Raw genomic sequence first — 14,920 nt, 5'->3', positions numbered from 1 at the left:
TTTGGCTATTTTGATTCGTGTTACTCATCCCTCAAAGACTTTATAGGATTTGTTCTAGCAGCTCTTAGGGATTGTACGTTGACAGTGACTAGGGCAACTATAACCGCTATTATGCCCGCCGATGCAATAAGCCACCATCCAATATGGATACGATAGGCAAAATCCTTAAGCCATTGATTCATGCCCCACCAAGCTATAGGCGTACCGATCAGAATGGCTATAATGACTAGTTTAATGAAATCCTTTGAGAGCAGTATATTGATGTTATTGATCGATGCTCCTAGTACTTTGCGGATACCGATTTCTTTTGTACGCGTTTCAGTAATGTAGGCCGCGAGCCCAAATAGACCTAAACAGGAAATGATAATAGCGAGCAGGGAAAAAACAAAAGTGAGATTTCCTATCTGTTCCTGTTGTTTGAATTTTCTGGCAAATTGCTCATTGACGAATTGATAATTAAAAGGATAATTCGGATTAAATTTTTTGATTACCGTTTCTATTTGAGCCAAATTCTGTCTGGTATCGAACTGTTCGTTTGTACGTATCAGCATACTTTGAAGATACCTCTTGGAGGGATGGATCAGTAGGGGGCGTACCGGTTGATAAGGTGATCCGCTTATATAGTCTTTGACAATCCCGACAATAGTAAATGTTGCATCTCCCCATTTGAAATATTTACCAATCGGATTTTCTAATCCCATAGTCTTGATAGCCGTTTCATTGAGAAGAACAGCGGTGCTGTCCGCCGGGAGATTTTCGTAGTTGATATCCCTTCCTTCAAGAAGAGTCAAACCTAATGTAGGGACAAAGTCATCACCGGATATACGTAGGATCGTGAATACAGTATTCTTCTGTTGATCAGGAGTCGCTTTTTCCCAAGAGAAATTTCCACTAGAAGAAGCATTGTCTGCCGTGACTGTCCAGCCAGTACGGGTGATATGGCTTGCTGTTCTATTGTTGAGAAGTTCTGTTTTAATTGCTTGGTAATGTTGTTCTATATTTCCCTCAATGGGGATCTCTATCAACTGATCGGCATGATATCCCACTTCTCTTTCTCCGGCAAAAGTTATCTGTTGCCGGATGACCATCGTCGCTATGATTAAGATTACAGCTATGCTAAATTGAAGGATGACTAGAACTTCTCTGAAGTTGAGTAGACGGCTTCTCTTTATGTTTACCTTTAAGGACTTTATAGGTTGGATTGTTGATAGTACGAAAGCCGGGTATATACCAGCAAGTAAACCTGTAAGTAATAAAAACAGGAGAAGTATTGCCCATATTATGGGGTTACTCCATTCGATGAATAATGTTTGGCCTAGAATACGATTGAATAGGGGTAAAGTTCCTAGGGCGATAAAAAGGGCGGTAGTGCCAGAGATTATAGTAAGTAGTATGGATTCCGTAAGAAACTGTTGTACCAACACAAATTTTGTAGCACCTACAATTTTACGTACACCTACTTCTTTACTACGTTTTTGAGCACGCGCTGTACTCAAGTTGACGAAATTAATACAGGCAATAATGAGTATAAGTAATCCGATGACTCCCACTAGCCGGATCTGGTCTATTTTACCACCGTTGGGAACCCCATTCTTAAATTTGGAATAGAGGTGTGTCTTGGATTGCGGATATAAAAATACGGAGGTACCTTTTAGATCCGCTGCATTGTCACGTACGAGGGAGCTAATCTTGGTGTTGAACTGTTCGACATCGCTTCCTGCCTTTAGTCGGAGAAAGGTATAGTAGGTATTCGTGTTCCAGTTGGAGCCGTAATCTTTCGTTTTGTTTTCGCTCAGAGGAACAAGATATTTGAAGTTAAAATCCGTATAGGAAGGGAGGTCCTCTAGAACACCGGAAACTTTGTAGGACTCCCCCGAATCAAATTGTACTACCTTATTCAGTGCTGGTGTATCACCAAATAGACTTTTGGCCAGATGCGCTGTAAGTACGATGTTATTGGGGGAATTGAGCATATTGTCAGACGATCCCTCTACAACAGGAAAACTGAATATTTTTATAAAGTCTGGATCAACCTCGTTACCCTCTGATTTTACTTTGGTGTCTCCTGTTGTGATAAGGCTTTCTGTACTCCAATAAAGACGGGCACTGTATTCGACTTCCGGATATTCGCTTTTTAAAATAGCAGCGGCAGGAGCCATTGTGATATCGCTGACGTGAATTTGACCTTGGCTTTCGGAACGATTGAAAAGCTTATAAATACTGGTTTTATTGGGATAAAAATTGTCATAGAGGAACTGGTTATGAATCCAGATACCGATAAACAGTACAGCCACTATAGCTGTGGACAGTCCAATAATATTGATGGCTGTATAACCTTTGTTCTTTAAAAGGCTGCGATAGGCTATTTTAAGGTGATTATTCATCTTTAAGTGCATTTACGGGATTCGTACTGGCCGCTTTTATGGTATGCATCCCTATTGTGATAGCCGCCAAGGCTAGTACGGCGAGTGCACATAAAAACAAGATTCCAAAGTGAAAGTTAAAACGGTAAGAGAAGCTGTTGAGCCACTCTTGGGAAAGATACCAAGCTATGGGCAGACCGATCAGCAGTGCGATTAGGACAATCTGTAGAAAGTCTTTCGACAATAAGATCACCAGTTTCCATATTGAACTACCTAGTACCTTGCGGATCCCGATTTCCTTTACACGTGTACTAATAGCAACCAATGCCGCAGCGAAGAGTCCCATACAGGCAATAATAACAGCAATAACTCCTCCTACACTTATTATCTTCATCATCTGTTGCTCCTGCTCATACATCCGGTCTGTATTCTCATCAAGATAGGACGCATTGTTTTTATAGTCTGTATCGATGGTTTTCCAGAGACCTTCGACTTCCTGCAGGGACTGGACTAGGTTACCTGATTTTATACGTACCAGTATATATTTGATGTTAAATCCCAGATCTGGATCCATGAATAAAGATAGAGGTTCTATTCTTTGTTTCAGGTCTTTGAAATTGTAATCTCTTGCAACACCGATTACTGTCATCTGCTTATCAAATAAGGGTAAAGGTTTATTTAATACCTGTTCTATTCCTCCAAGCTGTGCTGCCATCTGCTCATTAATGACCAGCGCTGTAGAGTCTGTCGGTCGATCCGCTGAGAAGGCACGGCCAGCGACCAATGGTATCTGTAAGGTGCTGAAATAATCAAGATCTACACGTTGCCAATTGGTGTTATACCCCTTGCCTTGATAATCAAATCCCAATTGGGAAGTAGACTGGCTACCATCACGACCTAATCCTAAATTAATGTCTGATCCCGTCACGCTCATAATAAATGGATTATCCAGTGAAGCTTGTCGCATTCTATTTAAAGCCTGACTGCCATCCAGTTTTGGGCCGATGGGAATACTGATGACTTCCTGTTTCTCGAAACCCAAGGGAAGATGTTTCATATGATTGATCTGTAAGACGACAACGACACTGCATACGACTAAGACTATGGCTATCGTAAACTGAATCAGTGGTAATATGCGTTGGATATTCCAATGGTTACGTATGCCCGAGCTGCCTTTTACTAAGGATAAGATACTTTCCCTGGCAACACGTAAGGCTGGGTAACCACCTGCAACTATACTGATTGTCAAAAATGAAAATAGGGTTATAAGCACATGCTGCCAGGTAAATAGATCGATGATTGCCAATCGATAATGGGTATTGCTGTTATAAAAAGGGATCAAAGACCAAGCTAACAATAAACCAAGACCAAGCGATAATAAGCAACAGATTAGGGTCTCTAACCACAGCTGAACGCTAATCTGGAATATGCTACCTCCCAAGGTCTTTCTAATGGCAACTTCTTGACTGCGGGAAACGGAGCTGACCAATTGTATATTGATAAAATTGCTGACGGATATAATAAGGATCAACAGTGCTAATCCCAGCAGTAGTTTCGGAAGTAAGGGGCTATTGGGATTTCCGATCGATAGATCATTGAGATGATAGTTTTTGAAAGGAATTAAGGAAAGTGCAAGATAACTGCCATCATTGTTGGGACTTGTCCCGTCGCGTTTTAGCTTTGCTATATCGTCAGCAAAGTATTTGGTCGTAAAGGATCTCGCAGCAACAGCGAACGACTGGGCATCGATGCTTGGTGTTTGACTAAGTACAAATACATCATGGTTTTTGTTAGACCAACTGTTTTTATCAAACGTATTTGGAAATTTTTCAAATCTTAGCAAGGATTTGAATGACAAACTGGAATTTCGAGGAGGATCTTCTAAGATAGCAGAAATCTGCATGTTCTGCCATTGGCCATTGATATTGACCTCAATCTGTCGACCTATAATGCTTTTATCTGTACTTCCGAAAAGATTCTCTGCAGTAGATTGTGTAAGGACGATATTATCAAGGTCATCTAGCGCATGATTATTCCCTATCTTAAATTCGAAATTAAATATGGAAAAGAAGTCCGGATCGACATAGCGTGTTCCTATATTGATTTCTTTTTGGTCTGTTTTCAGAACTAATCCTCCATTACCCCAGCGTGTCGCTTTTTCGATATAAGGGAGTTCTTCTTTTAAGGTCGATGCTAAGGGGACGGGCATGGTACTGGCCGCATGATTTTTGTCGCCTTCTTGGGATTGAAAGTAAAGAGCACCGATACGGTCAATATGGTTATGGAAATGATCAAAAGATAATTCGAAGCTTGCCGACAGGAAAAGGATTATTCCGATAGCAAAGGCAAGTGTTAAACTACCTATCTGTATGAAGGTCTGTAGTTTTCGCTTTCGAATATTTCTCCATGTACTGAATAAAGCATTTTTCATCGTGACGCTGATATTTAGTATAAATTTAATGTACACTGAAGTTCTTTTCAATACTGTACACTATAGTTGATTCAATTTCTGAACCATTTTATATAAAGCACTGATTGATAAGTGTTTTGTTTGTTGTTTGTTTTTGCTTGCTGTTCGATATCGGACAGTGGCTGTACATTTCTGGACAATAATGTGCTCAGGGATAGCGCTGAACAGTTATCACATATGCAACTATTTTTTTTCTTTGGTCTTTAAACAGTCTGAACGACATGTCTCAAATCTCCAAAAGGTGACAGTAAGGGGACTGGTTATTATCATGTTCTATTCTGCTTAAATAATAAAGGAGAATATAGCCTATCTTAAGAGAGATATTACAGAGGATTTATAGTGTTTTACCTCTATGAACCCTCTACAAACCCTCTATTATAACTCAATAATATCACTATAACTATATAACCAATAATAAAGCTGTTCGGAACCTGTCATAAAGGAGATAAAAACGTTGGGAAATACACTCCTAATCAAATTCAACTACTTGTAAGTAGTAGGTAAGTGTGTAGATAAAATAATACTTGTGGAAACAACTAAATGTTCGTTCCAACTTGATTCGGAGCGAACGTTTTAGTGAATGCATTCTTGACTGGAGAAAGCTGAAAACTTTTCCAATCAGTGGGCATTACGAGGTAAAATAAACGGTTTTAAATTAACCTGAGCGCAGAAGCATAATGATAAAGAGGCTTTTAAAGAGCTCTATGTTCTGACTTTGGTCAGATTTAATATCTGAAAAGAAGCTTATTTCTCCTCTTGTAGAACCAGACCCTCACAAAGTGTGTTCATCATATCGCAAGGATTGGTATCGATAGCTAGGGCAATCAGATACATCTCATCTAGACGTAGTTTGGAGGTATCCGTCATAGTAAGCTCGTTTATTCTTGCTTTACTGAGTCCTGTTTTACGGGCTATCATAGATTTATTTACCGATTTTTTTGCTAAGTACTCACCAAGTTTAGTCATGTTATTTTGCGTTTATCTATTAGTATGTATAGATAAAATTATAAAATGTAGTTATTATTATAACAAATGTTTTGGATATTGATTGTTTTTCTTCTCTTTTGTATTGATAAACTATACAAATGTAAACTTTGAATTATGAAAAAGAAGAATGATGAGCCGAAAGTAAGAGTATACACACGCAAATGCGATCCTCTGTACATTGCAATTTACTATCGAATGTTGATACATCGGATATCACAAAATTTATCACCAAAAGAGATGTCTTTTTTGATGGGAAAGCCGCTGGATTTTATGGGTAAAGTAGAGCGGATTAAGTTTATTCGATGGATGATGAGCGACTTTTTCAGAGCAGGAAGATCTTTGAATATCGATGGCCTAGCGCTGATATTTCCTGCTGTAAAAGCCGATATAACTGAACCTTTCCTATATCAAATTTCTATAAAGACTTATGAAGACTATGTGGTTTATGATATGAAAAAAATGGATTCGGAGAAAGAGGTATTTATTGATGAATTCCAATTAATTGACCAAAGATACGATGTAGATCTTTACCAACGATATGCCGAATCGGAAATACAAGAGGTAAGGGATTGGTTGAGGTCTATGTCTGAAGAAGGCTATTTTCAAGAGGGTAGGACTCCGCTTGAAATTTATGAAAAAAGTTGTGCTGATCTAGAGCATAGGGTGAAGCCCATAGTCATTCTAACGATATTACATGAACGAGTTAATTTGAAAGATGTCCCTGTGGTTAATAGAGTTGAGAACAAAAAAGGAGCATATTATATAGCCACTTCAACCGTTGGTATATAGAAAACAATATTATAAGCCGTAGGAATAACCAATTATAAACCAATCTTTTCTTGATGACTGAAATCAGTTTTTATTCTAGCAACCTACGGCTTATTTTAACCTCATTCATCCCTTAGACTATTGCTGATATTATTGTGGGTCGACCAAAAGATAATAGCAGTAATCAGGATAGTAACCATAACAGCGAGAAAAACTGTAGGAAGGAAAATGGAAACAAGGTCTATGGAGGTTTGCACTACAAATCTTTGGAGCCAGTGATTCATTACTACATATACGAGTGGGATACTGACGAGTAGAGAGGCTAGGAATGTCCGGTAGAAATCTCTGCCAAATAATAAAACTAGTCCTCTTTGGGATGCTCCTAATACTTTGCGAATACCGATTTCTTTCAGGCGGCTATTGACTGAGAGAGAGGTCAGACCTATAATGCCCAATACTACAATGAGAATAGAAATCACGGTTGCGGTTTGGGATGCTCTTTTCAACTGAAGTTCGGTTTTATACATTCGGGCTATTGCTGTGTCCAAAAATTCGAATTCAAATGGAGCATCGGGTAGGAGGTGCTTCCATTCTTTTTCCAGATTTTTTATTTTGTCTGCCATTTCGCCGTTCTTAAGTCGAATTGAAAGGTAGCGGTATTGTGGACTGGCTTTCACGGGAAACCAGACAACGGCAGGTGATTGGCTGTGCATTGTATTGGCATAAAAGTCATCCGTGACGGCTGCAATCGTTGTGGTGAGCCTATCATTGGAGGATGTTATAGATTGGCCTATTGCTTCTTCCGGGGTTGTGTATCCTAGGTTGATAGCGGCCTTTCTGTTGATGACTATTTTTATGTTGTTATCGTTGTAGGTGCCGCCCAAGTCTGTAAACTTTCCTGCTGCGATCGGAATCTGGTAGGTGTCTGCAAAATGCTCGTCTGCAGTGATGAAGAGTGCATCTGTTGTAGATGAAGCTCCCTTTTTTCTGATCTGCTGTACACCATTACCAAACGCTCCTGGTACACCGTAGGATAGACTCACCGCCTCGATTTGAGGAAGTTTGCTCAACTGTTCGCGAACTGCTTCTATGCGGTTAAGACCAGCATCCGACCAGTCTCTTGGAACCTGTACCGTAAGAAGACGTTCTTTATTGTAGCCTAATTTTTCTGAGATAAAGGTTTGGGCTTGTTTGCTGACAATAAGTGAACAGATAAAGACAAAGATGGCGACGGCAAACTGTACAAATAAAAGAACATGTCTCAAGGATTTTTTAGAATCTGTATTTGTCAGCTGATTTTTAACAGCATACATAGGATCATTTTTGGCCAGTTTGTATGCTGGATAGCTTCCGGACAATAGACCAATGAGTAAAACTACGATCGCAAAGTAAAAGAAAAAGGGTATAGGTAATGCCATCAATCGGGGAAGCGAACTGTCCAGTAAAGAGTCGAATAGCGGTTTGAATAGCGGATAACTGGAAATTGCGAGTATGCCTGCTACGGTGACGATGATTACATATTCGATCAATAGCTGTAAGGCTAGTAATCGACTACTACTTCCCATCACTTTGCGAATGCCCATTTCTTTTAACCGAGATAAACTCTGTCCGATGGTAAAGTTGATGAAATTGATTATTGCCATTAGCATCAAAAAGCATGCGGTCGCTGTTAGAATGATGACCATCTGCTTTACGGCACCATTATTATCTTCTAGATAATAGCTGTCTAGTGGTTTAATATTTGGGATTAGATTCGCAGCTACCTTTGGATCGGCGTGGCGGCTCAGTAAATCTTTGATGGGCTGCTGTAGCTGTGAAGGGGTGACGCCCTCCTGGAGTTCAATAAAGCCTGCAATCCAAAGGTTGTCCCAATTATCCATATCCCGGCCAAAATAAGATTGACTACTCAGTGGTAAGAAAATCGTCGCCCGCATAGCCGGCATTAGTTCCATAACCGAGTTTTGTACGGTAGGTTTCATTACGCCAGTCACTGTAAATGGGCGACTATCTCCATTGAAGTTTTTTATTTGGAGGATTTTGCCAATAGCATCTTTGTTCCCAAAATAACGTATAGCGGTAGCTTCGGTGATGACTATAGAAGAAGGGGACAGTAAGGCAGTCTTGGTATCCCCTTCATATAATTCGAAACCATACATATCTAATAACGTGGGGTCTCCTAGGGAGGCTGCTTCTTCATGTATGACGTCTCCTTGTGATACGATACAGGTCAATCCATCTATACGGTAATAGTTGGCCACTAAATCCGGGTATTCTTCTTTAAGGGATTTTGGAAGAGCTCCGATGGTGGTGAGTTCCATCCCCATGCCCGGTTCCTTGTAGTTACTTTGTAGAGTATACTGTCTTTCCTTGTGCCTTAGATTTGAATTGACTTGAAAGACCTGCCATATGTAAGCTCCTATAAGTAGCACAAAGACAAAAGCAGCGTACAGCCCTAACGTATTTATCAGTGTTAGCGACTTCCTTTTAGTAATATTCCGCCAAGCTGTTATCAGATGGTTTTTTAACATGGGTGACTATTTAAAATCGAGAGATACAGAGCCACCGGAGGTACTGGCACTTATTTTAGTGCCACCACCATTAATGGTTCCTTGTGCAAATGTCTTTTTGGATGTACCGTTAAAATTTCCAGAAGAAGGAAGCTCAACACGGGAACCTTTTAGGTCTATATCATACTTTCCTTGTGGAACATTGATTCTTATACTTCCACCGGCAGTAGAGAGAGCAATATTATTGGATACACTTTGCATATCCATGGTAATACTACCCCCGCTGGTTTGTCCTTGGATAGAACCTGATAGTTTTTTACCATTGATAGAGCCTCCGCTAGTAGAGATCGCAATTTTACCAGTAACCCGGTCTAGATTGATAGAGCCACCTGAGGTTGTCAGTTGAATTGTTCCGTCACAGTCTGTCGCGTTGATACTACCTCCTGAAGTCTGACCATTAATCTGCCCAGAGATTGTTTTTAAATTTAAACTACCTCCAGAAGTCTGAAAGTTTTGCACTCCACTGAGTGTATTTAGGTTGATGCTTCCTCCAGCGGTTTGCAGACTGGTATTGATATTTTGAGGGACGATAACATGAAAAGCCACAGAAATCGGGGAGTTGCCACGTTGCCCATTTTTGCGTTTAGCCGTTGCAACAAGTTTTCCTCCTTGTAGGTCGATATTGATGTCGAAATTTTCTTTAAGCAGGGCTTCTAGATTGTCTGATGAACCGAGACGCATACCATTACGGGACACCCAGATCTCTACAGAGGCTGAACCAGATTTTGTTCCGTCAACTTTTATTTGTCCACCAGTGGTATTGACGGTCAATTCTTTTACCTTGTTCAAATCGAAGGTTTCTTTTCTTAACATCTGTTGTCCGATAGCAAAATTTGCTATGAAAAGTAAGATGATTGTTTTAATTAGTTTGTACATATCTTAATAAGGGTTTATTGTTTTTACTCATCTCTAAGGCTCTTAACTGGATTGAGCATTGCCGCTCTAAAGGCTAATGTGCTGACCGTTAATAAGGCTATTGCTATGGCAAATATTCCTGCTAAAGCAAATACCCACCATTGTATATGGATACGGTATACATAGTCGGATAGCCACTGATCCATAACCCACCAAGTGATAGGGGATGCTATGAGTAGGGCAATAAGGACTAATTTTACAAAATCGCGTGATAGCATGGCGATTATACTTGACACTGTTGCACCAAGGACCTTGCGTATGCCGATTTCTTTCTGTTTCTGGATGGTTGCGAAAGATACTAGCCCTAATAGCCCCAAACAGGCTATAAAGATGGCCAGGCCTGAGAAAAGCCCTGTTAGCGCTGCGGTACGTTTTTGAGTAGCAAATTTTAAAGCATAATCATCATCCGTAAAGCGAATGTCGATAGGATAGTCGGGATTGTATTTTTTTATTAAGGATTGAATCGCTTCTACGTTTGTCAGTACGCTTTTTGCACTGTTTAATCTAATGTGGATGTAATCTGACCAAGTTGGGCCTTTGACTATCATAGGCTCAATGTTCTGATAGGGCGATTGCCATACAAAGTCTTCGATGACGCCCACAACGGTATAGTCTTGCTGATATTCTGTACCTTGCCCTACAGTTACTTGTGTGCCTAAGGGATTCGTTAATTGCATTCTGGCAACAGCTGTTTCATTCAGCAAAATGGCATTGGAGTCTGAAGCGTGTTTGTAGATGTCAATATCTCGTCCCTGTAGCAGTTTAATCCCCATTGTTTGGGTGAAATCACAGTCTGTGGCCATATTGTTGAATACGACATCGTAGTCCTCTGGTTTAGCATTTGGCCAGGAATATCCCCAACTGTTACTACCATTACGACTGATACGGCCCCATGTCTTGCTAATGTTAATGGCGACTCCCTGTTGGTATAGCTCATTTCTCAATGCCTCGTAGTGTTTGCTTAGGTTGCCTTCTAGCGGTAAGTAAACGAGGTTATTTCGATCGTATCCCGCATTTCGGTCTTCTCCAAAACGGATCTGCTGCCCGATAATAAAAGTACATATTCCCAGACCGATTGATATGGTAAACTGTAGCGTGACAAGGATTTTTCTGGGTTGTAGACCCGAGTTTAACATCAAGTAATTGCCTTTTAGGGTTTTTATGGGATCAAAGGCCGCTAACACAAAGGCGGGATATAATCCAGCACATAGGGTACAGAAGGAGATAATGATAAGAAATATAGACCAGAAAAATATCGGATAGTCACCAATGGAAAGATCTCCACGTATTAGGTTATTGAAAAACGGAAGTGCCAAGAAAATAATCAATAATGCTAAGATCGCGGCCAAAAAGGTTAAGATGAAGGATTCTAATAAAAACTGTTGAATAAGTGATTTTTTCGGTGCACCGACAACCTTACGTACACCGATTTCTTTGGCCCGTCTTTCTGCACCTGCGGTACTTAGGTTAATAAAATTGATGCAAGCAATCAAAAGAATGAATATACCGATTAGCCCAAACAGTTGTAGGCTGGTGATATTGCCGGCTACCATCTGTCCATTAACTGACTTGTTATACAAGTGCCAGCGATGGGCAGGGTGTAGGTATATGGTCGCTTTTGCGGTGCCATTGGTATGTTTGGAAACGAGGTTTTCTATGTTGTTATTGATCGAGGCGAGTGATGCTCCATCTGTTAGAAGTGCATAGGTTTCATGGTTGTAGGCAGTCCAAGAATCGGAAAAGGTTTTTCCTCTTTCTGCGAGATAATTCAGGGAGCAGATAAAATCGTTTCCATAGAACTTGGAGTTACGTGGTATGTCCTCAATCACAGCTTCGACAGTCAGGGAAACGGTCGTGTCCATCTCCACTCTGCGACCAATTACATCTGTTTTACCAAATAGCTTTTTAGCCATGGATGCCGTTAGTACTATTGCATCGGGACGGGATAAGCTCGTCGTGGTATTACCGGAGATAGCTTTGAAATCAAATAGTTTTAAAAAGGCGGGATCTGCAGCTATTCCCGAAGCACTGAGGCTTGGCTCGGCATCATGATGGAGACGATGGTCAATATTCCATATACGTACGACTTCTTCTATTTCCGGATGTTCCTGTTGTAAAATAGGACCAAGGACGTGTGGGGTTCCGCCCCAGGTGTGTGAGTTGCCTTCGAATACATCTCTCGTATACACTTGGTATAGACGGTCTGTTTTGGAATAGAATCGGTCATATTTTATCTCAGAATTAATCCAAAGGGCGATAATCAACGATATACCCATGCCCAAGGCTAACCCTAAAATATTGATAAAGGAATACCTTTTGTTTTTCCAAAGGTTTCTCCATGCGATTTTGATATAGTTTCTTAACATGTCTTTAGTATTAAGATGTGAGTATTGAGTACGTAGACATTCGTATGGTCTTTATATTCCTTATTCATCCTTCAAACTCTCAATTGGATTGGCTCTAGCGGCTTTTAATGCTTGGTAGCTGACAGATAATAGCGCAATAAGAAGCGTGCTAAATCCTGCCAGTAGTAGCATCCAAGGTTGTATCTCTATGCGATAAGCAAACTCTTGCAGCCATTTGTTCATACTCCAATAAGCTATGGGTAAGGTGATTAATACGGCAATAATAATCAGTCTTATGTACTCCCTGGATAATAACGTGATGATACCAAAAACCGAACTGCCAAGCACTTTTCGTATCCCTATTTCTTTTGTTCGTTGAAATGCAGTCACCGTTACTAAGCCTATCAATCCAAGACAACTAAGGATAATTGTGATAGCAGTTGCTAGATTGATTATACGACTTTGTTTTATGTCTGATTCGTAGAATGTTTTGAGCTCCTCGTCATAAAAGCTGTATATAAAGGGGGCTTTTGGGTAGATTTTTATCCATTCTTTTTCCAAGGTAGCGATGGCTTTAGGCCATTTAGAAGGCTGGTCGGGCAGTCTTACATTGAAATAGCGTAGACTGTGCTTGTTATTTGTTACCACTAAGGCTAATGGTGCTACAGGAGTATGCAAGTTTTTTGAGTGAAAATCCTGAAATACCCCCTGTATTCGTATAGGCGTACCACTGTGGTCGTTGATGTTTTGACCTGCAGCGATCTCATTACTAGCAAAACCTAATGCTTTTCGAGTTGATTCGTTTATAAATATACTCCCCGTAGTATCGCCTGGAACAGTACTTCTTCCCGCTAACAGTTTTATTCTATAAAAAGACAAGTAGTCTGCGTCAGTGTACTTGAAGGCTAGATTGAGTTGTATTTCACCTGTGTCGGATGGAACTGCAAGATTACTTCCCCAATGGTTATTGTCTAGCGGCTGATGTCCAAGTGCTACGTCTTGTATTTTTGCGTGTTGTAGTATGGCTTGCTTATAAAGGAATGGGTTGGTATGTGCCTCGTATTTGGCTTTCTGTGGAATAGGGATCGATATAATTGCATTTTTCTCAAAGCCTAGATCAGTCTTCATCATAAATGTTATTTGTGCAGTAATGATGAAAGTCCCTATGACAAAGAACTGTGCAATGACGAATTGGAATACAATGAGTACTTTTCGTAGTGATACACCGCTTTGAATGATGCTACCTAAGCTTTTTATTTTTAATACGTCAATGACCTTTACTTTATTTATTAGAAATGTAGGATATATACTCGATAATAGGGTAATTAAGATAATTAAGGTTGTTAAAAATATTAAAGTAGCAATTGGAGCATTAAAATCCTGAAAGTTATTGGGAAGGAAGTCATTAAACTGCCAGGTAAAGTAAGAAACGAAGGGAATTGATAACAATAGCGCTAGTATCGATATGGTAAAAGTTTCTAACGCAAATTTTAAAGTCAAATGTTGGCCTTTCTCACCAAGGGTTTTCCGAATCCCTATTTCTTTAGCGCGATAGGGGAGTTGTGCTGTGGAAAGATTGACATAGTTTATACAGGCGAGTATAAGTAAAAATATGCCGATACCGATTAATCCTAGTAGCATCTTTCGATTAGCGGTGTATTCACCGGATGCGTACTCGGGTGTAAAGTGTTTTTGAGCAAGAGGCAATAGATCAAACCAAACTTTAAAATGGTATTTTTCGAATATTTCTTTGTTCATTTCCGCTACTTTTGCATTAATGTCCTTAAGTAGGGGGGCTGTTTGTGGTTCAGCAATTTTTATATACAGCTTATGGTCAGAATTAGAATTCGACCATTGATTATTTTGTAATTCCTCTTTTGGAATCGGCATAAACTCTTTCGCAGTGAAACTGCTCGGGTCATCTAGGTCCTTTACAATGCCTGTCACAGTAAACAAGGTGGAATCGTAATTTAAGGTTCGACCTAATACAGATTCCGGTGGGGTGTTGCCAAAGTATTGTTTAACCCGGGATAATGTAAGTACCACTTGCTTGGGGGCAGATAATGCTTGTTTAGGATTTCCTACAATCCATTCGTATGGCAGCATATCAAAATAAGCCGAAGTAGTGCTTTTAATCTCTTGAGGTTCATCAAAGGAAATCGGAGTGTTTGTTGATGAAGGAATACTAACCTCCTCGTAAGATCTATTATACACAGGCACAAGCTGATCAATGTTTGTAAACTTTTCCAATATGTATGGGTATAAGGGAAGAGGAAGTCCGCCAAATCCATTTTCTTTACCATCGAAAACTGACTTATGTACAATCTGATAGATATGCTTGTTGTTAGGAATGGATTTGTCAAAGCTCAATTCATAATTGACAATGCGAAATATAATCCAGCATGCACTAATACCAATAGCAAGGCCTAGGATATTCAGTGTGGTGAAAAATCGATTTGCCCAAAGTTTTCTCAAGGTTAGTTTAATGTGATTCATAGCATTGCC

Annotated in this window: 8 protein-coding genes; 1 reads left to right on the top strand and 7 read right to left on the bottom strand. The window is 40.0% G+C overall.

Annotated elements, in window-relative coordinates:
* Nucleotides 1–20: 20 nt before the first annotated feature.
* The 3 genes from CLV99_RS14985 to CLV99_RS14975 all read right to left on the bottom strand — a co-directional run bounded on the left by CLV99_RS14985 (nucleotide 21) and on the right by CLV99_RS14975 (nucleotide 5,799).
* A complete protein-coding gene (locus CLV99_RS14985) occupies nucleotides 21–2,384 on the bottom strand; it encodes an ABC transporter permease (protein WP_162850130.1) in 2,364 nt (787 codons plus the stop codon).
* Entirely contained in the window at nucleotides 2,377–4,794 is a 2,418-nt protein-coding gene (locus CLV99_RS14980) for an ABC transporter permease (protein ID WP_133585324.1), read from the bottom strand. Before CLV99_RS14980 ends, CLV99_RS14985 begins: the two co-directional genes overlap by 8 nt.
* Nucleotides 4,795–5,577: 783 nt before the next feature.
* Nucleotides 5,578–5,799 carry a helix-turn-helix domain-containing protein gene (locus tag CLV99_RS14975; RefSeq protein WP_133585323.1) on the bottom strand — a complete coding sequence of 74 codons (222 nt, stop codon included), beginning with the start codon at nucleotides 5,797–5,799 and terminating at the stop codon, nucleotides 5,578–5,580.
* A 135-nt stretch (nucleotides 5,800–5,934) separates the two neighbouring features.
* Between CLV99_RS14975 and CLV99_RS14970 the strand changes: the two genes are divergently transcribed.
* On the top strand, nucleotides 5,935–6,609 hold the full coding sequence (locus CLV99_RS14970; protein WP_133585322.1) for a hypothetical protein: 675 nt from the start codon (nucleotides 5,935–5,937) through the stop codon (nucleotides 6,607–6,609).
* Nucleotides 6,610–6,710: 101 nt separating this feature from the next.
* Here CLV99_RS14970 and CLV99_RS14965 read toward each other — a convergent pair whose 3' ends face one another.
* From CLV99_RS14965 to CLV99_RS14950, 4 genes are read right to left on the bottom strand one after another with little or no spacing between them, the layout of a single operon-like run.
* Entirely contained in the window at nucleotides 6,711–9,116 is a 2,406-nt protein-coding gene (locus CLV99_RS14965) for an ABC transporter permease (RefSeq protein ID WP_133585321.1), read from the bottom strand.
* A gap of 6 nt (nucleotides 9,117–9,122) precedes the next feature.
* Nucleotides 9,123–10,031, bottom strand: a complete 909-nt coding sequence (locus CLV99_RS14960; RefSeq protein ID WP_133585320.1) for a DUF4097 family beta strand repeat-containing protein — start codon at nucleotides 10,029–10,031, stop codon at nucleotides 9,123–9,125.
* Nucleotides 10,032–10,054: 23 nt separating this feature from the next.
* Entirely contained in the window at nucleotides 10,055–12,436 is a 2,382-nt protein-coding gene (locus CLV99_RS14955; protein WP_133585319.1) for an ABC transporter permease, read from the bottom strand.
* Between the two features lie 60 nt (nucleotides 12,437–12,496).
* Nucleotides 12,497–14,911 carry an ABC transporter permease gene (locus tag CLV99_RS14950; RefSeq protein ID WP_162850128.1) on the bottom strand — a complete coding sequence of 805 codons (2,415 nt, stop codon included), beginning with the start codon at nucleotides 14,909–14,911 and terminating at the stop codon, nucleotides 12,497–12,499.
* Nucleotides 14,912–14,920 lie beyond the last annotated feature (9 nt).

The sequence above is a fragment of the Sphingobacterium yanglingense genome (assembly GCF_004363245.1).
GTDB lineage: Bacteria > Bacteroidota > Bacteroidia > Sphingobacteriales > Sphingobacteriaceae > Sphingobacterium > Sphingobacterium yanglingense.
Note: the sequence above shows the minus strand (reverse complement) of the source record. Positions and strands in the feature narration are given on the sequence as shown.

What these genes read in the sequence shown, in the direction of transcription:
- CLV99_RS14955 (WP_133585319.1), bottom strand. Translation starts at nt 12,436, where the DNA reads ATGTTAAGAAACTATATCAAAATCGCATGGAGAAACCTTTGGAAAAAC.
- CLV99_RS14985 (WP_162850130.1), bottom strand. Translation starts at nt 2,384, where the DNA reads ATGAATAATCACCTTAAAATAGCCTATCGCAGCCTTTTAAAGAACAAA.
- CLV99_RS14975 (WP_133585323.1), bottom strand. Translation starts at nt 5,799, where the DNA reads ATGACTAAACTTGGTGAGTACTTAGCAAAAAAATCGGTAAATAAATCT.
- CLV99_RS14970 (WP_133585322.1), top strand. Translation starts at nt 5,935, where the DNA reads ATGAAAAAGAAGAATGATGAGCCGAAAGTAAGAGTATACACACGCAAA.
- CLV99_RS14960 (WP_133585320.1), bottom strand. Translation starts at nt 10,031, where the DNA reads ATGTACAAACTAATTAAAACAATCATCTTACTTTTCATAGCAAATTTT.
- CLV99_RS14950 (WP_162850128.1), bottom strand. Translation starts at nt 14,911, where the DNA reads ATGAATCACATTAAACTAACCTTGAGAAAACTTTGGGCAAATCGATTT.
- CLV99_RS14980 (WP_133585324.1), bottom strand. Translation starts at nt 4,794, where the DNA reads ATGAAAAATGCTTTATTCAGTACATGGAGAAATATTCGAAAGCGAAAA.
- CLV99_RS14965 (WP_133585321.1), bottom strand. Translation starts at nt 9,116, where the DNA reads ATGTTAAAAAACCATCTGATAACAGCTTGGCGGAATATTACTAAAAGG.